Genomic DNA, 26,468 nt, shown 5'->3' with positions numbered 1-26,468 from the left:
AGGCGTGTCCAGATCTTGAAAATGATTACCGTTATGTCTACCGTGTGGCCGACCGCCATCCGCAGAAGGGTTCCCATGCCAGCCGACCTGCCCTCCCGCGCGCACGCAGCGGGCATGGCCGCGATCACCGGATTCGACCCCTCGGTCGCCGCCACCGCGGTCGAGGACCTCGACCGGCTCGTCCTCCTCGGGATCGCGGCCGAGCTCCACCGCGCCACCCGGCTGGGCGCACCCGGGGCGCACCCGCCTGATCCGGTCGCCGACGACCTGGAGACCGCGGCGCGGCACCGCTGGATCGTCGGCCACTGGCTCGCCGCGCTGCACGGGGCGGGGCTGGTGCGCCGGGACGAGGAAGGCCGGTACCACGGCCTGCACCGTCCTTCCAGGGCCGAACTGGCCGCCGCCCGTATCCGCATGGAGAACGCCGGGGCCGCACTCGGCTACCCGGGCGAGCTGGCCGACATGCTGCTCCGCTCGCTGCGCCTCATCCCCGAGCTGCTGAGGGACGAGGTGGGGGTGCAGGCTCTGCTCTACCCGGACGGGGAACCGGCCACAGCCGAGGCCGTCTACCGGGACAACATGATCAGCCGCTATCTCAACCTCGCCGCCGCCGAGGCGGTCCGCGATCTGGCCGGTCGTTCGCCGCGGCCGCTGCGGGCGCTGGAACTGGGCGCCGGGATAGGCGCGACCACGGCGGACCTGCTGCCCGCGCTCGCCGGGCGACCGGTCGAGTCCTACCTGTTCACCGACCTGTCGCCGTTCTTCATCGACGTCGCCCGGCGCCGCTTCGACGCCCCCTTCCTCCGCTACGGGCTGCTGGACATCACCGGAGAGCTCCCCGGCCGGCCGGGCGGACTGGACCTGGTGGTGGCGGCGACCATGGCGCACAACGCACCCCACGCCGGCCGTCTGCTGGACCAGGTGGCGCGGCTGCTCGCGCCGGGCGGGCGGATGCTGCTGATCGAAACCGTCGAGGAGCACGCGCAGTCCCTGACCACGATGCCGCCCGCCCTGTCCCCGCACGAGGGCTCCGGCCCGCCACCCCGGTACGACGAGCGGGCCGGCACCACCCGCACCTACCTGACCCGCGCGGAGTGGCTGGGCTGGTTCGCCCGCGCCGGCCTGCGCGTCGAGGCGGACCTGCCCCCCGACGGTGATCCGCTCACCGCACTCTCCCAGCGCCTGTTCGTCGCCACCGCACCCATGGAGCCGTCATGACCGATGCCCCGCACAGCGTGAACCTGGAAGAGGAGCTGGCCGCCATCTGGGCGGAACTGCTCGACCTCGCCCCCGACGCCGTGCCCACCGACGTGAGCTTCCTGCGGCTGGGCGGCGACTCCGTGCTGACGGTGCGGATGTCGGCGCTGGTGCGCCGGCGGCTCAACGTGGTGCTCGCGTTGTCGGACGTGCGGGTGGAGACCACCCTGGGCCAGTTGGCCGATCTGGTACGGCGACGCGCCTCCGACGAGCCGATGACCCGCACGCTGCCCCTCCAGGTGGCCAGGCGCCCCGACCCGTACGCCGAGTTCCCCCTGCTCCCCCTGCAGCAGGGGTACTTCGTGGGCCAGCAGGACGGCTGGGAGCTGTCCTACGACTCGGCCCACTACTACCTGGACTACGCGCTCCGCGGCGTGGACGGCGACGAGGCCGCCGACGCCCTCTCCGACGCGATCGAGCGGCTCGCCGTCCACCAGCCCACCCTGCGGGCCAGGGTCACTGCCGAGGGCAGGCAGCGGGTGCTGGCCGACGGGGCTCCCCGGCTGAAGGTGTACGACCTGCGCGAATCGACCCCCGAGGACGCGGCGGCCGTACTGGCCGGGGTGCGGCACGAGATGAGCACCCACGGCCCCGACCCCACCAGCGGACCCGGTCTCGACATCCGGCTGACCCTGCTGCCGGAGGGTGAGGGACGGCTCCACCTCGGGTTCAGCCTGCTGACCTTCGACGGCTGGTCGTCCGGGGTGCTGAGCAGGGACCTGCTCGCCTACGCCGCGGACTGGAACGCCGTGCTGCCACCGTTGGAGGTGCACTTCGGCGACTACGTCACGGCCCTGGCCGACCTGCCGAAGACCGAGGCGTGGCAGGCCGACCGCGACTGGTGGTTCTCCCGGCTGGACGAGCTGCCGCTCCCGCCCGCCCTGCCGCTCGCCGCCGACCCGAAGGACGTGCGGCCCGTCACCATGGGCAACCGGGAGCACCGCTGGAGCGCCGGGCGCTGGAGCGCGCTGCGCCGGCAGTGCGCACGCCGGGAGGTGACCCCTTCGACGGCCATGCTCACCGCTTTCGCGATCGTGCTCGCCCGCTGGTCGGGACACCGCCGCATGCTGCTCAACTCCCTCCAGCTCAACCGGCTCCCCCTGCACCCCGATCTCCACCGGGTGGTCGGCGCCTTCGCCTCGACGATGCTGCTGCCCGTCGAACTCGTGCACGGCGCCACCTTCGCCGAGCTGGCCGCCGCCGCGCAGAAGACCTCCGGTGAGCACGCCGCGCACAACCTGATCACCGGTGTCGAGGTGGGCCGCGAACTGGCCCGGCGCCGCGGCACGTGGCGGCCGGTGGGCCCGGTGGTCTTCCAGAGCGTGCTGGGTGTGGACGCGGCCATGGGCGGCCGGCCCCCGGAGGAGGCGGGGCCGCTCGGCCGGATCATCGCGGGCGACTACTTCCACCAGCTGCGCACACCGCAGGTGGCGCTGGAAGTGCGCTGCTTCGAGATCGGTGACGAGGCGGTCGCGGTGTTCTCGCTCGTCGACGAACTGTTCGAGGAGACGGCGGTGACCGCGGCGTTCACCGAGTTCGTCGCCCTGGTGGACGATCTCGCCGACGGCTCCGGCTGGGACCTGGTGCCGCAGCTGCCGGAGAGCGCCGATCTCCCCGAAGGAGAGGACGGGCTCCGGCTGGGCCGGCTGCCCGAGGCCGCGCCGGAGCGGTACAGCGGCCCGCCGGCGGACGACCTGGAGCGGACCGTCGCGGAGGCGTTCGAGGAACTGCTGGAAGTCCCGGTGCTGGACCGCGGCGCGGACTTCTTCGCTCTCGGCGGCGACTCCCTGCTCGCGGTGCGGACGGTGGTCCGGCTGGCCAAGGAGATCGGCGTGACCGTTCCCGTGCGCGAGTTCCTGTCCGACCCGACGGTGGCCGGCGTGGCGCGCATCGCCCGCTCCAGGATGGGAGGCTCGTGATGATCGGAGTGCTGGGCGCGGCCGGGGCCGTGGGCCGTACGGCCGCCGAGCGTCTCGCCGCTCTCGGGCCGGGCGGGCTGAGGCTCGGCGGACGCGATGCGACGCGGGCCGAGGAGGTCGCACGGGCGTTGCCCGCACCCGCCGAGGTCATGCGGGTGGACCTGACCGACCCGGAGGACCTCGCCCGGTTCTGCGCGGGCTGCACGATCGTGGTGAACTGCGCGGGCCCCACCTACCGAGTGCTGGACACGGTGGCCAGGGCCGCCTTCGCGGCCGGCGCCGACTACGTCGACATCGGCGGTGAACTCGCCGCCAAGGACGCGCTCTCGGACGCCGCCGTCCCCGGGGGGCGGACCGCGGTGTTCTCCGCCGGAGTCATGCCGGGACTGTCCGGCCTGCTGCCCCGGCTGCTCGCCAAGGGGAGCCCGCCCCGCAGGCTGGACGTCTACGTCGGAGGCGCGGCGATGTTCACCCCGCTGTCCGCCGTGGACGCGCTCCTCACCCGCGGGCCGAGGTTCGGCGTGCCGATGGCCGCCTGGCGGGAGGGCGCCGCCACACCGCTGGCGCCGCTCCGCGGAGTGCGGCTGCCGGGGTTCCCGGTGCCCGTGCACGCCTGGCCGTACCTCACCACCGAGGCGCAGGCCCTGGCCGTGGAGTGCGGTGCGGACGAGGTCCGCTGCTACAACGTGTTCGTCTCCGACAGGATCCCCCAGGCGCTCTCCGCCGCGTGGGCGGACGTCCCCGACGTCCACACCGCTCCGCTCGAGACGCTCCAGCCGCATGCCGCGGAGGTGGTGCGCGCCTCCCGTCTGGACAACGCCGACTTCGGGGCGTTCTACGTGATGCTGTTCACCGCCCGCCCTCATCGCGGCGCGCCCGCCGGCCCCACCCGGATGCTCCTGACCGCTGAGGACTCCTACGCCCTGAGCGGGGTTGTGACGGCACTGGCCGCGCGGGCCGTGCTCGCCGGCCGGGTGCCTCCCGGAGCGCACCTCGCGGCGGAGGCTCTCGACCCGGACGAGACGGTGACCGCGCTCAGGGGTGATCCGCTGGTCACGGAGCTGACCCTGAGCTGATCGAGCCCGGCCGCCCGGGCACGACGCGCCGCAGCGTAGGCGGATGTGCTCACTGGTGAGGGCGGGCCGGGCCGGTGGCGCGGCGCCAGGCGGCGTCGCGCAGCAGGCGCAGCCCGTTGAGGGCGACGATGACGGTGGAGCCTTCATGGCCGGCCACGCCGAGCGGCAGCGGCAGCTCACCGAACAGGTCCCAGGCGACCAGGACGGCGATGGCGGCGGCGGCGATGACGAGGTTGGCGATCACGAGGCGACGGGCGCGCCGGGCCAGCGCGAGGACGGCGGGGACGGCGGCCGGATCGTCGTGGGTGACGACCGCGTCGGCGGTGTCCAGGGCCAGGTCGGATCCGGCGCGGCCCATCGCGATGCCGACGTGGGCGGTCGCCAGGGCGGGGGCGTCGTTGACGCCGTCGCCGACCAGCGCCACCCGGGCGCCGTGGTCCTGCAGGTGGGTCACGGCGCTGACCTTGTCCTCGGGCAGCAGTTCGGCGTGCACGTCGGCGATGCCCGCCTGGCCGGCAAGCCGGGCGGCGGCCGGTGCGTTGTCGCCGGTCAGCAGGACGGGCGCGGCACCGGTCAGGGCGGTCAGGCGGGCGACGGCACCGGCGGCGCCGGGGCGGATCCGGTCGGCCAGCGCCAGCACGCCGACCGCCGTGCCGTCGAGGCGGACCACGACGGCGGTGTGGCCGCTGCGCTGCAGGCCGTCGACCGCCTCGCGGGCGGCCCGGTCGCACTCGTCGTCGCGCAGGAGGCAGGAGGGGGCGGCGACCTCGACGAGCAGGCCGCCGACGCGGGCGCGCACGCCCCGGCCGGGTTCGGAGGCGAACTCGTCCGCCGGTGCGATCGTCAGGCCGGCCGTGCGGGCGGCGCGCACCACGGCGCGGCCCAAGGGGTGTTCCGAGGGCTGCTCGGCGGCGGCCGCCAGCGCCAGCAGCCGCTGCTCGGTCAGGTCCGCGGGGACGCCGGGCAGCGGACGGACCTCGGACAGGTGCGGACGGCCCTCGGTCAGGGTGCCGGTCTTGTCGAAGGCCACCCGGGTGACGGTGCCGAGCCGTTCCATCACGACCGCGGACTTGACCAGCACGCCGTGCCGGCCGGCGGTGGCGATCGCGGCCAGCAGCGGCGGCATGGTGGCCAGCACCAGCGCGCACGGTGAGGCGACGATCATGAAGGTCATCGCGCGCAGCAGGCTGCCCTGCACGTCTTCACCCCACAGCAGCGGCAGCGCGAACAGCGCCACGGTGGCGGCGACCATGACGACGGAGTAGCGCTGCTCGACTTTCTCGATGAACAGCTGGGTGCGCGCCTTGGTGGTGCCGGCCTGCTCCACCAGGGCGACGATCCGGGCGATCACGCTCTCGGCGGCCGGGCGCGTCACGCGCACCCGCAGCACGCCGGTGCCGTTCATGGTTCCGGCGAACACCTCGTCACCGGCCTGCTTGTCGACCGGCAGGCCCTCGCCGGTGATGCTCGCCTGGTCGACGTCGCTGTGCCCGGCGACGACGTGGCCGTCGGCGCCGATCCGCTCGCCGGGCCGTACCAGGATCACCTCGCCGGCCCGCAGCTCGGATGCCTCCACCACCTCCTCCACCGTCCGATCGCCGTCGGAGGTGAGCCGGGTGGCCCGTTCGGGGGTCAGGTCCAGCAGGCCGCGGACCGAGTCGGCGGTGCGCTTGGTGGCCACGGCCTCCAGCGCGCCGGAGACGGCGAAGATGACGATCAGCAGTGCACCGTCGAGCACCTGTCCGATCGCGGCGGCGCCGATCGCGGCGGAGACCATCAGCAGGTCCACGTCCAGGGTGCGCTCGCGCAGCGCCCGCAGTCCGGCCAGGCCCGGCTCCCATCCGCCGACGGCGTAGCAGGCCAGGTACAGGCTCCACCACAGCCACGGCGGGGCTCCGGCCAACTGGCACAGGCCGCCGGTGGCGAACAGCGCGGTGGCGGCCGCCGCCCGGTGCACCTCGGGCAGCGCCCGCACGCCCGGCCCCCACGGCGCCGCGCCGCGTGCCGCCGGGCCGGCTGCGGCGCCGGGGGTGGGAAGGATTCTCCGCTCGGTCACCGGAGCATCGTATATGCGCATCCACGCAGATACGCAAGTAAGGGGGTCGAGGGCTATGCTGGCGCCATGCACAGCTCGCTGCCCGACTTCGAGATGCCCACCGAGGAGCAGGTGCACCTGGCCGCCGAGTCGTTCCGGCTGCTGTCCGACCCCACCCGCATCAAGATCCTCTGGGCGCTGCTGCAGGGCGAGTCGTCCGTCGCCTGCCTGGCCGAGCTCGCCGACGCCGCCCCCACCGCGGTCAGCCAGCACCTGGCCAAGCTCCGTCTCGCGGGGCTGGTCAAGGGCCGCCGCGAGGGCACCTTCGTCTACTACCGCGCCGCCGACGAGCACGTGCGCCGCCTGCTCACCCAGGGCCTCTACCACGCCGACCACATCGATCGGGGCGACGTGTCCGCCGCCCCCGACCGGGTGGACGGCACCGGCCCGGTACGCGGCGCCTCCTGACCGTCCGCGAGCGTACGCGGCGGCATCACGCCCCGGTATCCGGCCCAGCACTCCCACACCGCCCGTCGGAGAGAACGGGCGCGCAGCCAGCCGGCCGACGGCGGCGCACGGCACGAGGCGGCCTGCAGTCCGCGGCCGGTCCGGACTCGCCAGCGGATCCCGCCGATCAACTGCCGCTTGCTGAACGACGGCGGCCGTCCTGAGCGCTTCGGTGCAGGCAGCAGCGGTTCCAGTACCGCCCACTGCGCATCGGTCAGGTCGAACCGTCTCGTCACCGCTAAGGTGGCCACGAGGTCTCCGGCATTCAGGGTGTTCTTGGTCGATCAACCCTCTTATCGGAGACCTCGCTCGTTGTCGATCTCCTGCGTGCACACGGGCTTCAGAGCGGCGGGGCCGCCACAGCAGGCCTAGGGTCGTCGGACGGATGAGAGCTGGGCGCGCTGGGCGGCGGGGTCAGCAGGCGGTATCGGCGGCCGGCAGTTCACCGGTGGTGAGGTAGTGGGTGACCGTGGCGTTAAGGCAGGCGTTCCCGTAGTGCGGGAACGGGGCGTGGGTGTGGGCGTCGATCGTGACCAGGCGTGACCCGCGGATGCGCGCGGCCACGGCCCCGCTCAAGGGGCAGACCAAGTACGCCGGAAAGGGTTCAACTGCAGGCCGGGACAAGTCCCTGCGCGCATCCGCGGCTCATGGTGCCGGGTCAGGGGATGGTGAGGTGGGAGCCGAGATCGCGGACGGTCCGGGCAAGCGCGCGGATGAGGTCGTTCTCGGTGTCTGACCGCCATATCAGCGCGTACGGCAGGGGCTCCACGTCGTGGACCGGTAGGTAGACGATGTCCTGCCGTACCCAGTACCGCGTCATGTGGCTGGGGAAGAGCGCCACGGCCTCGCCCATGCCGGTCCAGGTGAGGATCTCGGCGGTGTTCCGCACAAGCGGGCCGCGCTCGATGACGCGGCCCCTGCGGGTGTGCGACGGTACATAGCTTTCGAACCAGTAGTCCGGTTTGGTTTCGATGTCGACATGCTGAAAGTCGCCCACCGTTTCCAGCGAGACGGACGTGCGCTCGGCGAGCTCGTGCCCGGCGGCGATGGCCAGCACCCGCGATTCGGCGAAGAGAATCGGGCCGACGGTGAGGTCGGGCTCCTCGACGGGCAGCCACGCGACCAGGACGTCGATCTCACCGCAGCGCAGGCCGCCGAACAGGTCGGCAAAGGTGGGATGGCTGATGCGCAGGTCCCAGGCGGGGTGGCGGGAGCGGAAGGTGTCCCAGTAGGGGCGCAGGTCGTGAACGTTGATCGGCAGCATGCCGATGCGGAGTACGGCGGTGATGCCCTGGGCGGCCAGGCGGGCGCGTTCGAGACTGTCACGCAGACCGGCGTAGACGGGCCGCAGGTCGTCGCGGAGCTGACGGCCGAGCGAGGTGAGCCGCACCCGGCGGCTGGTGCGGTCGAACAGTGGAGCACCGATGCGGCGCTCCTGCGCTTTGATCGCCTGGCTGACCCGGGCTTGGGAAACGTGCAGCCTCGCAGCGGCCCGGCCGAAGTGGAGCTCCTCGGCGAGCACCAGAAAGATCTCGATGTCCCGTAGCTCCATTTGCATCTCTTTCCTCCGATAACCCGCATGTTATCGATCGGCCCACGAAGACGGCATTGATCCAGATCACGGGGCAGGGCAGTCTGGATCCGTCCGCAACCGGCCGAATCCATGCGCCCATGTCGGACGCCAGACCGTTCACTCATTGGCTGTAGGAGCATTCTGTGCGAGGCCGTAGGACCGACCCTGCCTTCGGCAAGGCACCCACTGGCACCGGCTGCCGGGCTTGACCGCCGCGATGAGCGAGCTTGACCTGAGGGCGCTGCACGGCATGCACGACATGTCGCGCCGCGAGGTGATCCGGCTGACCCGCTTCACCTTCCGGACCGGCCAGGATTCTCGTTGCGTCCTGGGCCGGCGGCTGTTCAAACAGTCGCTCCGTCTGCACTTCGCCGCCGAGGACCGGGCATTGCGGCCGCCGCTGCACCGAAGCCTGGCTCACCGGCCGGACCTGCTGATGCCACTGGAGGCGATGGAAGCCGAGCGCGCCGCCCTGGAGGAGCTCATCGACGTCATCGACGAGCTGCACGCCCACCCCGGCGCCGACGCCGGCATCGGTGGCCTCGGTGATCTCACCAACTCGCTGGTCACAGGCCTGACCGGGCAGCTCAAGCATGAGGACGCGGCACTGCCGCTGATCAGGTAGGTGCTCGCCGCGCGCCAGTGGGCGCGTTTCACGCGCCTGCACACCTGGCCGACCGGCCTCGGCCACTGGGACGCAGCACCATGATCACCATCCCGCCGCCGACGGCCGACCGCCACGCCGAAGTCAAGGTCCCAGGCGAACTGCCCGGCCCGCTTGACCTGCAATACGACAGATCGGAGTTTCCGCATATGCCCATCCCCGCCACTGCCTGCCGCACCTGGTTCATCACCGGAGCCAGCCGCGGTCTTGGCCGTGCGTTCACCCTCGCCGCGCTGGAGCGCGGAGACCGGGTGGCCGCCGCTGCCCGTACCATCACGCGGCGGGACTTCGACGACCGCTACGGCGATCGGCTGCTCACCCTGCCCTTGGACGTGACCGCCCGCGGCGATGTCTTCGCCGCCGTGAACACCGCCATCGAGCACTTCGGCCGGCTTGACATCGTGGTGAACAACGCCGGGACCATGTCCTCGGGCATGATCGAGGAATTCGGTGAAACCGAGGCACGCGCTCAGCTGGAGGTCAATTTCTTCGGGGCGATGTGGGCCTGCCAGGCCGTCCTGCCGCACCTGCGCGCCCAACGATCCGGCCACATCGTGCAGGTCTCCAGCATTGCCGCGCTCGGCGGCTTCCCCAGCACCGGAATGTACAGCGCGAGCAAGTTCGCGCTGGAGGGCATGAGCGAGGCCCTGGCGATGGAGGCCGCGGGCTTCGGCGTCAAGCTCAGCATCGTCCAGCCCGGCGGCTACTGGACCGATCTCTACACCAGCATGACCATGACTACCCCCAAGGAGGAGTACGCCTCTTTGCGCGCCGAGCTGGAGAAGCAGTGGGCCGAGGGCTCGGTCGACAGCGATCCGCGGCTAGCCGCCGATGCGCTGCTCAAGCTGGTCGACAGCGACGACCCGCCGCTGCGGCTGCTGCTCGGCAGCATGGTCTATGACCTGGCCTTCGACATCTCCCGACGGCGGATGGAGACCTGGGCCGCCTGGGAGCAGGTCAGCCGCGCTGCCGAAAAGGCCGTACCCGCCCCCGGGAGCGCCGGTTGACGAGCCGACCTGACCTGACCGCCGAAATCCAGGAGAGGAACATCCGATGACGGATGCCGATGTGATCATTGTGGGTGCCGGCCCGACCGGCCTGATGCTGGCCAACGAACTGCGGCTGGTCGGGGTGCGATCGGTGGTGCTGGAGAAGCAGCCGCGGCGCCGGGACACTCCCAAAGCCGGTGGCCTCGGCGGGCAGATCCTGGAACTGCTGCGTTACCGGGGCCTGCTGGAACGGTTCCAAGCAGCCTGCACCGACCCTGTCCCGGCTCCCCGCTTCCCGTTCGGCGGTGTGCATCTGGACTTCACCCAGCTGGCCGATCCCCCGATGCACGCCCTGCCGCTCCCGCAACAGCTGCTCGAGCGGCTGCTGGACGAACGCGCCGGCGAGCTCGATGCCGACATCCGCCGCGGACACCAGGTGATCGGGATGACACAGGACGATGCCGCGGTGACCCTGGAGGTGCGCGGCCCGGACGGGCCGTACCGGGTGCGCGCCCGGCACCTGGTGGGGTGCGACGGCGCGCGCAGCCAGGTCCGCGACTGGGCCGGCATCGGCTTTCCCGGTACCACCTATCCGGAGGTCAACCGGCTGGCCCAGGTCACCTTGCCCGAAACGGTGAGGGTGCTCGACGGCGGCGACCTCGACGTCTCCGGCTTCGGCACGATCCGCGCCGGCTTCACCCGAACGGATCACGGTCTGCTCGGGGTCGCCGCCTCACCCTCTTCCAAGATCGTGTCGCTCTACACCGTCGAGGACGAGTCCACCGAATACGACGACGACACCCCCATGACCGTGACCGAACTCCAAGACAGCCTCCAGCGGGTGCTCGGCGGGCGAGTGCCGGTGGGGGAGCCGATCCGGCTGTCGCGATTCACCTTCAAGGCGCGGCAGGCCGAGCGCTACCGCCGCGGACGGGTCTTGCTGGCCGGTGATGCGGCGCATCTGTTCCCCGCCACCGGGGTGGCGCTCAACGCCGGCATGCTGGACGCGGTCAACCTGGCCTGGAAGCTGGCCGCCGACGTCCACGGCTGGGCACCGGACGGCCTGCTGGACACCTACCACGACGAGCGCCACCTCGCCGGCGCCCGCACCATGCTGCACACCCGAGCGCAGGTGGCGCTGCGGCGTGGGCACGACCCGGCCGCCGAAGCACTGCGAGAGCTCTTCCAGGAACTGCTCGCCGACGAGCAGCCGCTGCGCCGGATGGGAGCGCTGCTGTCCGGCAGCGACATCCGCTACCCGATACCCGGTTTCCCCGGGCACCCGTTGGCCGGCGCCTTCGCCCCTGACCTCACCCTGCACACCGACCAGGGCATCACCAGCGTCGCCGCGCTCATGCACACCGCCCGGCCTGTCCTGCTCGACCTGGCCGACCGCCCGGACCTCCGCGAGACCGCCCGGAACTGGCGCCATCGCGTCGACATCCTGACCGCCAAGACCGACGTTCGGCCCGCCGACGCGCTGCTGATCCGTCCGGACGGCCACGTCGCCTGGGCCGCCGACCTCGACGGATCCGCAGACAGCGCCACGCCCCCACTGCATGAGGCATTGTCCATGTGGTTCGGAACGCCAACCATCTGACAAAGCTATCTGGGAGGACGGCTCAGCCGAGCGCGGCGAGTTCGCCGCGGGAGGCGACGCCCAGCTTGGGATAGGCCTTGTAGAGGTGGCAGCCGACGCCGGCGAGCCGAAGGAGGTGCTGCTGAGCACCCTCGACCGCGGCAGGCGATCGGTGGCGATCTCCCGTACCCCGCTGAGCGCGCTGGCCGGAGCCCAGGCCGAGCTCAACGCCGGCGCGCCCATCAGCACGGCCGGCTACGAGCTGTTCATCGTCACCCCGTACACGATCACCTGCCACCGCGGCAGCGTGACCATGGAGCGCGACGGCAGCGGCGCGACGCCGATCGGGCTGCCCGGCCCGGTCCTGCGGGAGCTGATGTTCAACACCAAGACCGGCATGACGTATGTCACCGACGCCGAGATCACCGAGCTGACTCACCAGCTGCGCCAGACCCACACACCGCGATGATCCCGTCCAGCCCCGCACCACCGGCGAGCCCGGGGCCACGCCCACAGGCGGTGGTCACCTGGTGCGCGTGAGGCGCAGCAAGGACTGAAGCCGCCGGGCCGTCCGGCCGAGGGGAGGAGGAGATCCGCTGCCAGCGCCGCGGCTCATGCCCGGCGGGTCAGGCGATGCGGGACGCCGGAGCGATCCAGGTGTTGCACGCCCCCGGGGAGGCGTTACCGAAACCGCGCCGCACCCAGGTGGCGCGGCTCTTGCTGCTGCCGTGGCTGCGCTCACGCTTGAGCGCGTCGTCTCCACTGCGGCGGGAGAAGTCCACCAGCGCCTCCTCGGCCTCGGCTCCGTATTCCCATGAGGCCCAGACACGGCGGGTGAACACCGCCGCCAGGCAGTCGGCCTGCAGCTCCAGGCGGCGGTTGTTCGCCAGCGCCCGAGCCTTGGGGCGGACCGGTCGGCGCGCGTAGGCGCTCATGATGCCGGCGAGGTTCTGCACGTGATGGGCGTACTCATGTGCGAGCACGTGCAAGGCCACCGGGCGCCTCGGCCAAGGTCCAGCCGTTCTTTCGCTCAGTCTCACCCAGCAGGCCGCGCACATAGGAGCGCATCTGCCGACGCGCTTCCACCCGCGGGAACCGGCCCGCGAACGCCGTGAACCCCGCTGACCATCCAGCCACCGTCTCCGCCAGCATGGCCGGATCGTCTACCACACGACTCTAGATCACAACCTGTCGTTGTCGTCTTAGGGCCTGTATCAAAGCCTGCTGTGGCGGCCCCGCCGCTCTGAAGCCCGTGTGCACGCAGGAGATCGACAACGAGCGAGGTCTCCGATAAGAGGGTTGATCGACCAAGAACACCCTGAATGCCGGAGACCTCGTGGCCACCTTAGCGGTGACGAGACGGTTCGACCTGACCGATGCGCAGTGGGCGGTACTGGAACCGCTGCTGCCTGCACCGAAGCGCTCAGGACGGCCGCCGTCGTTCAGCAAGCGGCAGTTGATCGACGGGATCCGCTGGCGAGTCCGGACCGGCGCGCCCTGTCGCGACGTGCCCGACTGCCACGGGTCCTGGCCGGCGGCCTACGCCCTGTTCCGGCGCTGCCAGCGCGACGGCACCTGGGCCCGGATCGTGACGGCGTTGCAGGCGCGGGCGGACGCGGCCGGGCAGATCACCCGGGACGTCAGCGTGGGCTCCACGATCGCCCGCGCGCATCAGCATGCCGCCGGAGCGCGCAAAAGGGTGATCTGCAGGCCGAGCCGCCGGGCGACCGGGGCGGTGACGAGCCGGCCGATCACGCCCTGGGGCGCTCCCGCGGCGGGCGTCCCCGCACCCGCCCGGACCGCGTCCTGGCCGACAAGGCCTACACCTCCGCGGCCAACCGCGCCTACCTGCGGCGGCGCGGGATCAAGGCGACCATCCCGAGCAAGGCCGACCAGGACGCCAACCGCCGGGCCAAGGGATCCAGGGGCGGGCGGCCACCCGCCTTCGCCCCGGAGATCTACACGCAGCGCCACGCTGTCGAGTGCGGCATCAACCGGCTCAAGCGTCACCGCGCGGTCGCCACCAGGTACGACAAGCTCGCCGTGCGCTACGAAGCAGCGGTCCTCGTCGCCGTGATCAACGAATGGCTCTGACCGACTCTGAGACAGGCCCTAGGGATCCCAAACCTATGAGGGTGCCGGCACGGCTCATGCCGGTGCCGCCGGGTCAACGGGCAGGCGGACGGTGAAGACGGTGCCGCCGCCGTCGCGGGGCGCGGCGTCGATCGTGCCGCCGTGCGCCTCCACGATCGCCTTGGTGATGGCCAGGCCCAGACCGGTGCCCTTGATCCCGGCCTCGTGGGCGCTGGAGGCGCGGAAGAACCGGGAGAACAGCTGCTCGTGCTCCTCGGCCGGGATGCCGATGCCGGTGTCGGCGACGGTCAGCGTGACCGTCCCGCTCCGGCACTCGCCGTCACCGCCGATCCGCCCGCTGCAGCCGGCGATGACGGTGACGGCGCCGCCCTCGGGGGTGTACTTGACGGCGTTGGACAGCAGGTTGTCCAGCACCTGGCGGAGCCGTACCGGGTCGGCGGACACGGGCAGGTGGCGCTCCAGCCCCACCTCGACGGACAGGTGCTTGGCCTCGGCGGCGGCCCGGTGGTCGTCGACGGCCTGGCGGACCAGCCGGTTCAGCGAGAGCGGGCGGGGGTCGACGGCCAGCTGCCCGGAGTCGAGCCGGGCCAGGTCGAGCAGGTCCTCGACCAGGTGCTGCAGGTGGGTGCTCCTGCGGTCGATCACGCCGGCGAACATGCGCTGCTCGTCGTCCAGGCCGGGACCGTCCAGGAGCATGTCGGCGTAGGTGCGGATCACCGCGATGGGGGAGCGGATCTCGTGGCTGACCACGGCCACCAGCTCGTCCTTCATCCGGTCCAGCTCGCGCAGGCGGCGGACCTGCTCGCGTTCGGCGGCCAGCAGCCGCTCGCGTTCGGCGGCCATCTCGCGCCGCTCGGTGACGTCGGTGGAGATGCCGTCGACCAGGATCCGGCCGTCCTCGCGGCGGGGGGTGGCCCGGCTCCAGATCCAGCGGGTGAGGCCGTCCAGGCCGATGACGCGGTACTCGGCCTCGGCGGGCCTGCCCGCGCGGAACGCGGTGAGCATGCCGGTGAAGGCCTGCCGGTCGTCGGGGTGGACGTGGTCGCGGATGTAGGCCTCGTCGACGTCGCGGGGCGCCACCTGGCCGCCCAGCACCCCGGAGGTGTTCCCGCTCACGTAGACCGTGCGCGCCTGGCCGTCGTCGGGGATCTCGATGCTCCAGACCAGGTCGTCGAGCTGGGCGACCACCTGGTCGAAGCGGCGCCGGCTGGCGGTCAGGGCCAGCGCGAGGTCCTCGGCGCGGCGGCGCTCCATGTAGCGGCCGATGTGGGCGCAGGCGCCGCCGAGCAGGTCCAGCAGATCGGCGTCGGGCTCCTCGACGGTGTCGGTGAAGAAGGTCAGCACGGCCAGGACGCGGTCACCGCTGCGGACCGGGAGCCCGACGGCGGTGCGCAGGCCGGCCTCCCGCGCCTGCCGGTCACGGACCAGGCTCTCCGGCTCGGTGCGCAGGTCGCGGATCCACACCGGACGGCCGGAGGCGGTGACCCGGCCGGGAAGGCCCTGGCCCGCCGGGACGGTCATCAGGTTCCGGCCGGTGAAGACGGACAGGTCCCGGCCGGGCCGTACCCAGGAACCGGTGCGGGTGGCACGGGCGCCTCCGGGACCGGTCCGCCAGTACTCGCCGCAGACCCACCCGAGCGCGCGGGTGATCGCGCCGATCACGTTGCAGGCGGCCTGCTCGGCGGAGGCCGCCTCGGCCAGTGCCTGCGCCACGGCGTGCTGGGTGTCGCGGAGCGTCTGGATGCGGTGCTGGGCGGTGATCTCGTGGCCGGAGGTCACCGCGCCGAGGCGGCGGCCGTCAGGGGCCTCGATGGGCCGCCCGTTGGTCACGAACCGGCGGGGAGGCGCTCCGGGGGCGCGGACCACCACCTCCTGGCCGTCGAAGTGCTCACCGGCCAGCGCCCGCGCCAGCGGCACCTGCTCGGGAGCCAGCAGAGTGCGTCCGTCGGGGGCGAACATCCCGTAGGCCGGCGCCCACCGGCCGGCGTCCATCGGCTGCTCGGAGGCGTGCATCAGCTCGCGCATCGGCTGGTTGAAGCGGACCAGCCGGCCCTGGTCGTCGCAGGCCGCGACGGGGGCCTGCAGGCTGTCGAGCAGCGCCGACAGGAACGCGTGCTCCCGCTCCAGCCGCTCGCGGCGCCTCCGCTCCGCCCGCGAGCCGATCTCCGCCTCCGCCATCACGGCGAGACCGCCCAGGGTCTCCAGCTCCTCCTCCTCCCACACGTGGGGGCGGTCGTCGACCACGCACAGGGCGCCCAGCGGCTGGCCGCCGGGGGCGTGCAGCGGCGTGCCGGCGTAGGCGGCCAGCTCTCCGCGGCAGACGGCCCCGACGTCGCGCCACCGCCCGTCGCCCCGTGTGTCGTCCACCGCCAGCGGGGCGTCGTCGACGAGCAGGTGCCGGCACATCGACTGCGACAGGGGCGTCCGCCGCGCGGGCGCGGGCCCGTCGGTCCCTGCGGAACTGAGGATGACCTGCCGGTCCTCGGCGATCAGCGTCACCAGCGCGGCCCGTACGGGCAGCAGCCGGACCGCCATCCGGGTCACCTCGTCCAGGACCGGCGCGCGGGGAGTATCCAGAAGGCCTGTGGCGCGCAGCGCCTCGAGCCGTTCCGGGTCGCGGATGCGGTCTTCCGTCCTCACGCTCCCACCTCCTCCCCTCGCGGATCACTCGTCGGGAGAGCCCATAGGTGTAACACTTCTGTGCCCGCTATCGAACCTCATGTCCTCTTCAGCGCTCACTTTCGGCGCTCACTGCCGGGGCCGGTCAGGAGGGGAACGCTTCGGCCGGCCGGATCACGGAGGGCGAGCGGGGACGGTGCCGCCCGGGCGGCGAGGAGGTCCACCCAGAAAGAGCAAGCAGACAAAACTCGCTAAAGGGTATGAGCTTCCTCTGGGGGGTGAGGGGATGAGCTCAGGTGATCACGTCCAGGACCGGAACCGGGTACGGGTGCTGCACGCCGCCGGCCTGCTGGAGGCGGCCGGGGCGCCGCTGCTGGACCGGGTGACCGCCATGGCGGTGCGCCTGCTGGGCGTGCGGGCCGCCACGGTGTCACTGGTCGGCTCCGACCGGCAGGTCGTGGTCAGCGCGGCGGGGGCCGGGGCTCAGGAAGGGCGGAGTGCTCTGCCGCAGTCGCTGTGCCGGCAGATCGTCGCCGCCGGCACCCCGCTGGTGGTGACCGACGCCCGCGCCGACGAACGGTGGCGCGGCGTCGAGGCCGTGCACGACGGGCAGCCGGCGGCCTGTGCCGGGATGCCGCTGCGCGCGCCGACCGGTCAGGCGCTCGGCGCGTTGTGCGTGACCGACGCCGAGCCCCGGCGGTGGAGCGCCGAGCAGCTCACCACGCTGGAGGACCTGACCGCCATGGCGGAGACGGAGATCGCCCTGCGGCTGGAGCGCGCCTCGGCGGCGGACCTGCGGCACGTGCTCGACGGCATCCCCGAGCCGTGCCTGTGCCTGGACGCCGACGGGACCACCACGGTGTGGAACGCCGCCGCGGAGCGGCTGTTCGGCCGGCCCGCCGAGCAGGCGCTCGGGCGGCCGGTGGAGGAACTGATCAGCTCGCGGCGGTCGCGGCGCGACTGCGCGCACCGGCTGCGCCGGGTACGGCACGGCGACGCCCCGGCCGGGCAGCGGGTGGAGCTGACCTGCGCCGACGGGTCCGGACGGGAGTTCCCCGCCGAGCTGATCGTGCAGGCCTGTGATGCGGGCCACCGAAGCGCCTGGCCCGCGGTGCTGCACGACGTCAGCGAGCGGCGGCGGACCGAGAGCGAGCTGGAGCGGGAGCGCACCTTCCTGGCCGCGCTGTTCGACAGCCTGGACGTCGCGGTGGGGGCCTGCGACAGCCAGGGACGCCTGGTCTTCAACCAGGTGCTGCGGGAGAGCATCCGGGCCTCCGAACGGCCGGTGGAGATGACGGACTGGGCCGAGGTCTACCAGCTGTACACCCCCGACGGGACGGCCCTGCTGCGCACGGAGGAGGTGCCGCTGGTACGGGCGCTGGCCGGTGAGCGCTTCGACGGCCAGCAGATCGTGATCCGGGTGCCCGGGACCGGCCCGCGCCGCTTCCAGTTCAACGGACGGCCGATCACCACCGCCGACGGGCGCCGCCTGGGCGCGGTGGCCGTCGGCCAGGACGTCACCGACCGGCACCGGATCGAGCAGTTGCGCACCGCCCAGCACGCCGTGGCCCAGGCGCTGGCCGAGGCCCCCTCCAGCGACCAGGCCGCCTGCGGCGTGGTCGCCGCCGTCGCCGGCGCGCTGGACTGGGCCTGCGGCGAGTACTGGCAGGTCGACCCCGGCGGCGAGACCATCTCCCGCACGGGCCTGTGGACCCGTCCCGGCCGTGACCTGTCGGCGCTCACCCGCGACGAGCCGGACGTCTTCCCGCCCGGACGAGGACTGGCCGGGACGGTCTGGGCCACCGATCGCGAGTTGTGGGTCCCGGACCTGGCCGCCGACCCCCGCGACTTCGCCCGCAAGCGGACCGCGCTGCGGTGCGGCCTGCGCGCCGCCATGGGACTGCCGGTGCGCAGCGGCCACCAGATCCTGGGCGTGCTGACCTTCTTCTCCGACACCCTCCAAGAGGCCGATCCCGACCTGGTCGAGCTGCTGGACGGGGTGTGCGCGCACGTGGGCCGGTACATGGAGCGGCGCCGCGCCGAGGAGCTGGAGCTGGCCCTGGCCGCCAGCCGACGCCGGTTCGACCAGGTCATCGCCCAGATCGACGACTACATCTGGACCAACGAGATCACCGCCGACGGCCGGATGCGCTCGGTGTACCGCAGTCCCAACGTCGCCGCCGTCATCGGTGACGAGCTGCCGCCGGACGCCGACATGGCCGCCGTCACCGCCCGCCACGTCCACCCCGACGACCAGGAGACCCTGGCCGGGTTCATCGCCGAGCTCAACTCCGGGCGGCCGGCGCAGGCCGAGTACCGCCTCATCGGCGTGGACGGCGTCACCCGCTGGGTGTGGAGCCGGGCCACGCCCCGCCGTGAGGAGGGCCGGCTGCTGGTCGACGGCATCTCCACCGAGGTGACCGAGCGCCGCGAGCTGGCCGAGGAGCGCGAACGGCTGCTGGCCGCCGAGCAGGAGCAGGTGCGCCGCCTGCGGGAGCTGGACCGGCTCAAGGACGAGCTGATGGCGATGGTCAGCCACGAGCTGCGCAACCCCGTCGGCGTCATCCGGGGGTACGCCGAGATGCTGCGCGAGGCCCCGGGCCTGGACGATGAGCACCGCGCCTTCATCGAGGTGATCGACCGCAAGAGCGATCATCTGCAGCGCCTGGTCGACGACCTTCTGGACCTGGCCCGCCTGGAGACCGGCCGGGTGGCCCTCGACGCGCGCACGGTGTGGCTGCCCCGGCTGATCCAGCAGGCCGTCGACGACCACCGGGCGGCCGCGGCGGCCAAGGACATCACGCTGACCACCGAGCTGGCCCACTACCTGCACGCGCACGCCGACCCGGTGCGGCTGCGCCAGGTGCTGGACAACCTGCTGTCCAACGCGGTCAAGTACACGCCTCCCGGCGGGACCGTCACCGTCACCGCCGGCTCACCCGGTGACGGCGGCGACCACCCGGGTCGCCATGTGACCGTCACCGTCGCCGACACCGGCATCGGCATCCCGGCCGAGGAGTACGAGCAGCTGTTCTCCCGGTTCTTCCGGGCCTCCACCGCCAAGGAGGCCGGTGTCAAGGGCACCGGGCTGGGCCTGGCCATCACCAAGGCGATCGTGGAGGCGCACGGCGGCGCCATCACCGCCGCACCGCGCGGGGGCGGCGGGACCGTCTTCACCGTGTGCCTGCCGGTCGCCCCTCCGGACTCCCTGTGACCGCACCCCGCGCGATCCCGAACCCGCGCCCGGGGAATCGGTCGGTTCCCCGTGGCAGAGGTGACCGGCTCAGGCCGCGATCGGCACGCTCTGCCACCTCCGCGGCAGAGCGTGCCGCTGCCCGCTTCGGCATCCGGCCTCCTCCGAGGGCCGCGGCACCGGCCGGTCGGCGGCTGGGGATGCCCCCCTACAGCCGGAAGGAGGACACGATCCGCTGCAGCTCGGCGGAGACGGAGGTCAGTTCCGCGGCGGCCCGCTGGGTGGCGCTCGCCTCGCCGGTGGTGGCGGCGGCGGTCTCGGCGACGTCGGCGATGGTGGCGGCGATGCGCCCGGAGCTGCCGGCCAGTTCGGTGACGCTGCGGTTGATCTCGCCGGTGGTGGCCGACTGCTGCTCGACCGCGGCGGCGATCGTCGTCTGGATCTCCGCCACGCGCTCGACGATCTGTGAGATCTCCGTGATCGCGTCGGTGGCCCGGGCGGTCTCCTGCCGGATGGAGGCGATCTTGGCGGTGATGTCCTCGGTGGCCTTGGCCGTCTCCTGCGCCAGGTCCTTGACCTCGCCGGCCACGACCGCGAAGCCCTTGCCGGCCTCGCCGGCGCGGGCCGCCTCGATGGTGGCGTTCAGCGCCAGCAGGTTGGTCTGCTCGGCGATCGAGGTGATCGTCTTGACGATCTTCCCGATCTCGGTGCCCGCCTCCGACAGCTGCCCGACGGTCTCGGAGGTGGTCCGGGCGCTGGTGACGGCGTCGGCGGCGACGGTGGCCGCCGCCGAGGTGTTGCGGGAGATCTCCTCGATGGCGGCGTTCATCTGCTCGGCCGCGGCGGCCAGGGTGTTGACGTGCGCCGACACCTCTCCGGCCGATCGGGACACCTGCTCGGCCTTGGTGCTGGTGCCGGTCGCCTGGCCGTCCAGCCGCTGCGACAGCGACGACAGCTGCCGGCCGGCGTCGGTGAGCGCGCCGGTGCGCTCACCGACGCCGGCCAGCGCCTGACCGATGGCGGCACCGGCCTGGTTGAAGGCCCGCGCCATGTCGGCCAGCTCGTCGTCGCCGTCCTCGGACAGGGCAGCCGACAGGTCGCGCCGGGCCAGCGTGCGCAGGCCGTCGGCGACCTGCCGGGCCGGCCGGGTCACGCTGGCGGTGATGAGCGCGGCCAGCGCGACGGCGGCGGCCAGCGACAGCGCCACGCCCGCCAGCATCGCGGTGCGCGCACCGGCCGCGGTGTCCTCGGCCTCGGTCTGCGCGGCGTCCGCGCGGGCCTTGACCGAGTCGATGAGCTGGGTCGTCGACTCCAGGATCTCGTAGTAGGCCTCGTAGCCGGCACCGGTGATCAGGGCGTTGGCCTGCTTGACCGCCGCGTCGGTGTCCTGGCGGAACAGCGCCACGACCTGCCGGTCGTGGCCGAGGAATTCGTCGAAGCTGGTGCGGATCTGCTCGAACAGCGCCTTCTCGCTCGGCGTCAGGTAGCCGGTGTGCACCGCCTCCAGCTCCTCTTCCAGCGCGGCGGCCGAGTCCAGGAAGCCCTTGCGGTTGGGGGAGTCGTCGGCGGTGGCGGCCGCGCCGCCGATGAACGGCACGTCCCAGGCGTAGGCGACCTGCCAGCCGCTGACGTCGGCGTCGCGGAACTTCAGCTCCATCACCTCGCGGGTGAGCACCTGCATCTGGCCGACGCGCTGGGTGACCTCACGCTGGTTGTCGGCCTGCTGTACGCCGACGGCCGCCATGGCGGCCAGCAGGACGCACAGCACGCCGAAGGCGGCGAACAGGCGGGTCCGGAGGCGGAACCGGCGGACAAGGGAGATCATGACTGCCTTCCGATGGTGACGTGTGACACCTTTCCATCGGCGTACCGGGCAGGGAGTTGAGGAGCAGGGTGTGACCGCTTTCCGGGTAAGGGCCAAGGACAGCCGGAAGACCTCTCCCGGCCAGTGCTCCGGTGACGGATCCCGGCGAACGGGCCGGCGGCGTCATGGGCAGGTCCTGCCGCCGGGGCGGGGGAGCACGGTGATCTGCGGGACGCCGGTGCGGGGGTGGACGGCCACCTCGGCCTCCACCTGGTACACCTCGGCGAGCAGGGCGGAGGTCAGCACCCGGGCGGGCGGCCCGTCGGCGACGACGCGGCCGGCGGCCATGACGCAGACCCGGTCGCTGAAGGCGGCGGCCAGGTTGAGGTCGTGCAGCGCGATCACGGCGGTCACGCCCAGGCCGCGCACCAGGCGCAGGGTGTCGAGCTGGTGGCGCAGGTCGAGGTGGTTGGTGGGCTCGTCCAGCACCATCGTCCCGGTCCGCTGGGCCAGGGCGCGGGCGATCAGGATGCGCTGCTTCTCCCCTCCCGACAGCCGGTCGAACGGCGCCCGCGCCAGCGCGGTGACGTCCAGGGCCTCCAGAGCGTCCATGACGATCTTCCGGTCGTCGGGGCCGTCCCCCTGGAAGGCCCGCTTGTACGGGCTGCGGCCCATGGCCACGACCTCGTAGACGGTCAGCTCGAACTCCCCCGGCGGCTCCTGCATGACGGCGGCCAGCCGCCGGGCGAGCCGCCTGCCGCCCATCCGCCAGACGTCCTCGCCGTCGAGCAGCACCCGCCCGCGGGTGGGGCGCCGGGCCCGGTACAGCGTGCGCAGCAGGGTGGACTTGCCCGCGCCGTTCGGGCCGACGAGGGCGACGACCTCGCCGGGCTCCACCCGCAGGCTCGCATCCCGGACCAGGTCGCGCCCGGCCACGGTGACGCCCACGCCTTCCAGGCGCAGCCGCGCGGGGGTCATCGGGCCGCCCTCCGCCGCATCAGCCACAGGAAGAAGGGGCCGCCCACGAGTGCGGTCAGCACGCCGATCGGGACCTCCTCGGGAGCGATCACGGTCCGCGCCGCCAGGTCGGCGGCGATCAGGAAGGCCGCCCCGAGCAGGGCGACCGCCGGCAGGGCGCGGCGGTGGTCGGCGCCGACCAGCAGGCGCGCCACGTGCGGCAGCATCAGCCCGACGAACCCGATCGAGCCGCTGACCGCGACGGTGGCGCCGATCACCAGCGCGACGAGCACGAACGATCCCGCGCGGAAGCGGTGCACGTCCAGGCCCATGGAGGCGGCGGCCTCCTCCCCGGCCAGCAGCAGGTTGAGCGGGCGGGACACGCCGAGCAGCGCCGCCGTGCCGAGAAGTACGGCCGCCGCCGGGACCGGCACCAGGTCCCAGGTGGTGCCGCCGAAGCCGCCCAGCATCCAGCGCATCGCCGACTCGGCCCTGTGCGGCTCGCCGGAGGTGACGATGAGGTAGCTGGTGACCGCCGAGAGCACCTCGGCGGTCGCCGCCCCGGCCAGGACCAGCCGCACGGTGGTCATCCGCCCTCCGGAGCGGGCCAGGAAGTACACCGCGGTCAGGGCCGCGAGGGCGCCGGTGAAGGCCGCGATCGGCAGGGAGAAGGCGCCGAACAGCGAGACGTGCAGGACCAGCACGGCCACCGCGCCGACGCCGGCCCCGGACGAGACGCCCAGCAGCATCGGGTCGGCCAGCGGGTTGCGCACCAGCGCCTGCAGCGCCATCCCGCACACCGCCAGCCCGGCGCCGACGACCCCGCACAGCAGGACGCGCGGCACGCGCACGTCCATCACGATCGTCTCCCTGACCGGCGGCCAGGTGGGCTCGACCAGGGCGGGAGCGATGCGGTGCAGCACGATCCCCCACACGTCCCCGGCCGCCAGGGGGACGGACCCGGCCGCGATCCCGGCCGTGGCCGCGGCCAGCAGCGCCGCCCCCAGCAGGGCCAGGACCATGGCGTACGGCAGGCGGGCGCGGTGCGCCGCGGCCCGCGTGAGCCCGGTCACGAGAAGCGGTCCGGGTGCAGTTGGCGCGCCAGCGACTCGACCCCTTCCGGTGCTCTGACGCCCAGCACCGTGGAGGAGAGCGGGAGCACCGCGAAACGCCGCTCCTTGACCGCGGGCACGTCCTGGAGCGCCGGGTTGGCCAGGAGGGACTTCTTCTTGTCCGCCGCGGACCGGTCGCCGTAGTCGTAGATGACGATCACGTCGGGCGCGCGTTCGGCGACCTGCTCGAAGGAGACGTCGCCGAACGCCTTGGGCAGGTCGGAGAACAGGTTGGTGCCGCCCGCCCGGGTGATCATGTCGTTGCCGATGCCGGCGCCGCCCGCGGTGAAGGCGGTCTTGTCGCCGCTGTCGTAGACGAACACCGTGACCGGTTCGGCGCCGCCGACCTTCTCCTCGACGCCGGCGAGCACGCCGCGCATCTCGGCGATCCGCCGCTCGGCCCGCTCGGGCACGCCGAAGATCCGGCCGATCGTGCGGATCTCCTGCTCCAGCAGGTCCATGGTCACCGGGCCGGACGGGCAGGCCTCCAGGCTGAGGTAGGACGGGATGCCGGCTTCGGCCAGGGCGTCGCGGCCGCGTCCTTCCTTGGCGTCGAAGGCGCTGTCGAAGCCGCCGTAGACGAAGTCGGGCTCGGCCGCCAGCAGCGCCTCGTAGGAGGGGTACTCCTCGGCCAGCACGGTGACGCTGTCGTAGGCGGCCTCGTACTGCGGCGGGATGCGGTCGTCGAGGTAGGCGGTGCCGGCCATCGACTTCTCCAGCCCGAGCGCGAGCATGATCTCGGTGACGTGCTGGTTCATCGTGACCGCCCGGCGCGGCGGCCGGTGGTAGGTGGCGGTCACCCCGCAGTTGGTCACGGTGACCGGGAAGCCCGCGGCGGACGCTCCGGCGGCCGGGGGCGCGGGCGCCGCGGGCCGGGTGCCGCCGCACCCGGCGACCAGCCCGGTGATCAGCAGGGCGGGCAGCAGGAGCGGGAGGGGGAGCGAGCGTCGGCTCGTCACGGATGGGTCCTCTTCCGGATCGGTGGGGCGGTGGCGTGGAGGGTGGGGATGCCGGGGCCCGGCGCGGGGCCGGGGCCGCCGGCGCGGATCCAGGCGGTGGTGTCGCCGGCCGCGTCCGGCCGGGCGGCGCCTCCGGCGGCGGCGCGGCTCATCGGGTTCATCGCTCTGCCCGGGGACCGTTCACCGCGCGTGCCCGCCGGGCACGCCGTGCGGCGGAGCCGGACAGCGCGCAGTCGCCGCACATGCCGCCGCCGGGCAGGCGGTAGTACAGGCAGCAGCTGCGCCGGACGAAGGCCAGGCGGCCGGAAGCGGGCCCGGTCACCTCGCCGGTACCGCGCAGCAGCCCCCGGTCGAGCAGATCACGGGCCAGGGCCGCGGTGGCGGCGGCCGCGGCGGGCCGCCGGCGGGCCAGGACGTCGGCGGCGCCCGCCAGCGCGGAGGCCGCGTTGCCCCGCAGCAGGCCCGGTGCGATCCGCACGACCTGCCGGACGGTGCCGATGAGCGGTTCGAGCAGCGCGGCGACCACCGCGTCGTACAGCGGCCCGCCGGCCGGCGCGTGCCCGCCGAGCCGCCGTCCGGCCGGGCGGGGAACGCACAACGGCAGCGGACCGCCGGACGCCGCCCGCCAGTACACGCGCTCCGGGTCCAGGTCGATGAGCAGGTCGTGGACCGCCGCGGCCGCGAGGGCAGGCGACCACAGGCGGGCGGCCAGGCCCTGGAAGCAGACGGAGGCGGCCACGCGCATCTGGCCGGTGCCCAGCCGGGCCGCCACGCCAGTGATCATCTCCTCCAGCGCCGCCGGCGCGGTGAGCAGGCCGGCGAGGGGACGCCAGCCGTCCCCTGCCGGGCCTCCCACCTGGAGGGAGAAGTAACCGCCGATGGCGGAGAGGTCGGCGGCCGCCTGGACGACGGATGCGCCGGAGACGGGGGGAGCGGACGGTTCGGCGCCGTCGGCGGGGCGGGGGCGGTGCATCGGCGGCCTCCTGCGCGCGGGCCGTGGCCGCCGTTCCCCGACGGCGCCCACAGCGGGTGGAGGGACGGATCGCCAGGAGAGTCCGCCGCGGGGGCGGCCCGGGAGCCGTCACGCCGGTACTGCGGCATGGCGGCCACCGTCCTCTCTCGGGGAGATCCGCCCCGATTCCTCTGAGGAGGCGACCGCGTGAGTCTCCTGGCTCTCGGGTCACCGCTCGTCCCGGCCTTCCCACCCGCACGCGGGCAGTGGCTTCAGTCGGGATCCGCTCGCCGATCACAGTGGCGGGACCGCGCCGGATTCACACCGGCTTCCTCGTTCCGCCGTCGCCTTACCGGACATGCTCCCACAGCCGACATCGGGTGCATAACGGGCCTGGGGTCGCCGCGGCGGAGAACCGAACGGAGGCCGGGCGTTCCCGGCCGCGGGCAGGCGGAAGCCCGGTGCTCCCGGAGCCGCGTGCTCAACGCGGCCTTGACGACGGCTCAACGGGCTCGGCAGGAGCCGGCATCTCTGTCACGATGAGGGGCATGCCCGTCCTGCGCCTGCTGCGCGCCACCGCCTTCGCGGCGGTGTGCGTCGCGGTGTCGCTGGGCATGCACGTGCTCGCAGGAGGCGCCGCCGTCGATCCGGCGGCGCCGGCCGCGGCGGTCCCGCTGGTCACCGGCGGGGCGTTCGTCCTGGCCCGGCGGGAGCGGGGCCTGGCGGTCCTGCTCCCCGCGGCCTTCGCCGCCCAGTACGGCCTGCACCACCTGTTCACCGCGGCCTCGGCGCAGCCGCCCCCGGTCCCCGGTCACGACCACGGCGGCCTGGCCGCGGGCGTGGGCATGCTGCTGGCCCACGCCGCCACGGCGCTGCTGTCGGCCCACTGGCTGGAGCGCGGGGAGAGCGCGCTGGCCACGCTGCTGCGCCTGCTGGTCGCCGCCGTGCTCACCCTGCTGACCTGGCGGGCCGCACCGGCCGTACGGCGCCCCGTCCCGCCGCCGCCGGGTGAGGACGGGGCCCGGTTCGTCACCCGGCTGCTGGCTGCGGCCGTCCGCCGGCGCGGGCCGCCCGCCGGGGCGTTCGTCCTCTGATCCGGGCCGCAGGCCCGTGACCTGTTCGCAGCCGGCGCGGGCCTCCTGAGCCCGCGCCGCACCGCCGCGCGCCGCGCGCCGCGCT

Annotated in this window: 22 protein-coding genes, 2 pseudogenes and 1 riboswitch; of the genes and pseudogenes, 12 read left to right on the top strand and 12 right to left on the bottom strand. The window is 73.4% G+C overall.

The annotated features are described in order from the left end of the window. Positions 1–75: 75 nt before the first annotated feature. From ABD823_RS21205 to ABD823_RS21195, 3 genes are read left to right on the top strand one after another with little or no spacing between them, the layout of a single operon-like run. On the top strand, positions 76–1,218 hold the full coding sequence (locus ABD823_RS21205; RefSeq protein WP_344862249.1) for a class I SAM-dependent methyltransferase: 1,143 nt from the start codon (positions 76–78) through the stop codon (positions 1,216–1,218). Further along, complete coding sequence (locus ABD823_RS21200) at positions 1,215–3,176, top strand: phosphopantetheine-binding protein (RefSeq protein ID WP_344862247.1); 1,962 nt, start codon at positions 1,215–1,217, stop codon at positions 3,174–3,176. The genes ABD823_RS21205 and ABD823_RS21200 overlap by 4 nt, the downstream gene beginning before the upstream one ends. Beyond that, positions 3,176–4,252: a saccharopine dehydrogenase NADP-binding domain-containing protein gene (locus ABD823_RS21195; protein WP_344862245.1), complete on the top strand. Its 1,077-nt coding sequence runs from the start codon at positions 3,176–3,178 to the stop codon at positions 4,250–4,252. The genes ABD823_RS21200 and ABD823_RS21195 overlap by 1 nt, the downstream gene beginning before the upstream one ends. A gap of 49 nt (positions 4,253–4,301) precedes the next feature. Here the strand turns inward: ABD823_RS21195 and ABD823_RS21190 are convergent, their stop codons facing one another. After that, a complete protein-coding gene (locus tag ABD823_RS21190) occupies positions 4,302–6,308 on the bottom strand; it encodes a heavy metal translocating P-type ATPase (RefSeq protein WP_344862243.1) in 2,007 nt (668 codons plus the stop codon). A gap of 66 nt (positions 6,309–6,374) precedes the next feature. Here ABD823_RS21190 and ABD823_RS21185 point away from each other — a divergent pair, with 66 nt between their 5' ends. Continuing rightward, positions 6,375–6,755, top strand: coding sequence for an ArsR/SmtB family transcription factor (locus ABD823_RS21185; protein WP_344862241.1), 381 nt, complete (start codon positions 6,375–6,377; stop codon positions 6,753–6,755). On the opposite strand, the gene ABD823_RS34685 is transcribed toward ABD823_RS21185, so the two are convergent. From ABD823_RS34685 to ABD823_RS21175, 3 genes are all read right to left on the bottom strand, one after another. Further along, a complete protein-coding gene (locus ABD823_RS34685; protein ID WP_425566638.1) occupies positions 6,668–7,030 on the bottom strand; it encodes a transposase in 363 nt (120 codons plus the stop codon). The genes ABD823_RS21185 and ABD823_RS34685 overlap by 88 nt on opposite strands. Positions 7,031–7,208: 178 nt before the next feature. After that, entirely contained in the window at positions 7,209–7,370 is a 162-nt protein-coding gene (locus ABD823_RS21180; RefSeq protein WP_344862239.1) for an alpha/beta hydrolase, read from the bottom strand. Positions 7,371–7,452: 82 nt separating this feature from the next. Then, positions 7,453–8,352 (bottom strand): LysR family transcriptional regulator, encoded by a 900-nt coding sequence (locus tag ABD823_RS21175; protein ID WP_344862237.1) that lies wholly within the window; start codon positions 8,350–8,352, stop codon positions 7,453–7,455. 232 nt (positions 8,353–8,584) lie between these two features. Between ABD823_RS21175 and ABD823_RS21170 the strand changes: the two genes are divergently transcribed. The 4 genes from ABD823_RS21170 to ABD823_RS21155 all read left to right on the top strand — a co-directional run bounded on the left by ABD823_RS21170 (position 8,585) and on the right by ABD823_RS21155 (position 12,068). Further along, positions 8,585–8,992 (top strand): hemerythrin domain-containing protein, encoded by a 408-nt coding sequence (locus tag ABD823_RS21170; RefSeq protein ID WP_344862235.1) that lies wholly within the window; start codon positions 8,585–8,587, stop codon positions 8,990–8,992. A gap of 80 nt (positions 8,993–9,072) precedes the next feature. Continuing rightward, positions 9,073–10,038 (top strand): SDR family oxidoreductase, encoded by a 966-nt coding sequence (locus ABD823_RS21165; protein ID WP_344862233.1) that lies wholly within the window; start codon positions 9,073–9,075, stop codon positions 10,036–10,038. A 46-nt stretch (positions 10,039–10,084) separates the two neighbouring features. Beyond that, positions 10,085–11,620 (top strand): FAD-dependent monooxygenase, encoded by a 1,536-nt coding sequence (locus ABD823_RS21160; RefSeq protein ID WP_344862231.1) that lies wholly within the window; start codon positions 10,085–10,087, stop codon positions 11,618–11,620. 85 nt (positions 11,621–11,705) lie between these two features. Further along, a complete protein-coding gene (locus tag ABD823_RS21155; RefSeq protein WP_344862229.1) occupies positions 11,706–12,068 on the top strand; it encodes a hypothetical protein in 363 nt (120 codons plus the stop codon). 157 nt (positions 12,069–12,225) lie between these two features. On the opposite strand, the gene ABD823_RS21150 is transcribed toward ABD823_RS21155, so the two are convergent. Further along, entirely contained in the window at positions 12,226–12,582 is a 357-nt protein-coding gene (locus tag ABD823_RS21150) for a neutral zinc metallopeptidase (RefSeq protein WP_344862227.1), read from the bottom strand. 10 nt (positions 12,583–12,592) lie between these two features. After that, positions 12,593–12,751, bottom strand: a pseudogene (locus tag ABD823_RS21145) (IS701 family transposase); the annotation flags it as partial. 184 nt (positions 12,752–12,935) lie between these two features. On the opposite strand from ABD823_RS21145, the pseudogene ABD823_RS34680 reads away from it, so the two are divergent. Together ABD823_RS34680 and ABD823_RS21140 are read left to right on the top strand one after the other, a co-directional pair. Beyond that, a pseudogene (locus ABD823_RS34680) lies at positions 12,936–13,127 on the top strand (transposase); the annotation flags it as partial. Next, positions 13,073–13,693 (top strand): transposase, encoded by a 621-nt coding sequence (locus ABD823_RS21140; protein WP_425566637.1) that lies wholly within the window; start codon positions 13,073–13,075, stop codon positions 13,691–13,693. The pseudogene ABD823_RS34680 and the gene ABD823_RS21140, both read left to right, overlap by 55 nt. Positions 13,694–13,747: 54 nt before the next feature. Here ABD823_RS21140 and ABD823_RS21135 read toward each other — a convergent pair whose 3' ends face one another. Beyond that, a complete protein-coding gene (locus ABD823_RS21135; RefSeq protein WP_344862225.1) occupies positions 13,748–16,333 on the bottom strand; it encodes an ATP-binding protein in 2,586 nt (861 codons plus the stop codon). 265 nt (positions 16,334–16,598) lie between these two features. Between ABD823_RS21135 and ABD823_RS21130 the strand changes: the two genes are divergently transcribed. Next, entirely contained in the window at positions 16,599–19,526 is a 2,928-nt protein-coding gene (locus ABD823_RS21130; protein WP_344862223.1) for a PAS domain-containing sensor histidine kinase, read from the top strand. 187 nt (positions 19,527–19,713) lie between these two features. Here the strand turns inward: ABD823_RS21130 and ABD823_RS21125 are convergent, their stop codons facing one another. The 5 genes from ABD823_RS21125 to ABD823_RS21105 all read right to left on the bottom strand — a co-directional run bounded on the left by ABD823_RS21125 (position 19,714) and on the right by ABD823_RS21105 (position 25,310). Next, complete coding sequence (locus tag ABD823_RS21125; RefSeq protein WP_344862221.1) at positions 19,714–21,330, bottom strand: methyl-accepting chemotaxis protein; 1,617 nt, start codon at positions 21,328–21,330, stop codon at positions 19,714–19,716. 162 nt (positions 21,331–21,492) lie between these two features. After that, a complete protein-coding gene (locus tag ABD823_RS21120; protein WP_344862219.1) occupies positions 21,493–22,287 on the bottom strand; it encodes an ABC transporter ATP-binding protein in 795 nt (264 codons plus the stop codon). Beyond that, positions 22,284–23,339 carry a FecCD family ABC transporter permease gene (locus tag ABD823_RS21115; protein ID WP_344862217.1) on the bottom strand — a complete coding sequence of 352 codons (1,056 nt, stop codon included), beginning with the start codon at positions 23,337–23,339 and terminating at the stop codon, positions 22,284–22,286. The genes ABD823_RS21120 and ABD823_RS21115 overlap by 4 nt, the downstream gene beginning before the upstream one ends. After that, positions 23,336–24,337: an ABC transporter substrate-binding protein gene (locus tag ABD823_RS21110; RefSeq protein ID WP_344862215.1), complete on the bottom strand. Its 1,002-nt coding sequence runs from the start codon at positions 24,335–24,337 to the stop codon at positions 23,336–23,338. Before ABD823_RS21110 ends, ABD823_RS21115 begins: the two co-directional genes overlap by 4 nt. A 157-nt stretch (positions 24,338–24,494) precedes the next feature. Then, complete coding sequence (locus ABD823_RS21105; RefSeq protein ID WP_344862213.1) at positions 24,495–25,310, bottom strand: (2Fe-2S)-binding protein; 816 nt, start codon at positions 25,308–25,310, stop codon at positions 24,495–24,497. A 168-nt stretch (positions 25,311–25,478) separates the two neighbouring features. After that, positions 25,479–25,666, bottom strand: a riboswitch (cobalamin riboswitch). Positions 25,667–25,837: 171 nt separating this feature from the next. Here ABD823_RS21105 and ABD823_RS21100 point away from each other — a divergent pair. Further along, positions 25,838–26,383 carry an MFS transporter gene (locus ABD823_RS21100; protein ID WP_344862211.1) on the top strand — a complete coding sequence of 182 codons (546 nt, stop codon included), beginning with the start codon at positions 25,838–25,840 and terminating at the stop codon, positions 26,381–26,383. The last annotated feature ends 85 nt before the right edge of the window (positions 26,384–26,468 follow it).

The organism is Planomonospora alba, from assembly GCF_039534085.1.
GTDB lineage: Bacteria > Actinomycetota > Actinomycetes > Streptosporangiales > Streptosporangiaceae > Planomonospora_B > Planomonospora_B alba.
This window is presented reverse-complemented; position numbering and strand designations above follow the sequence as displayed.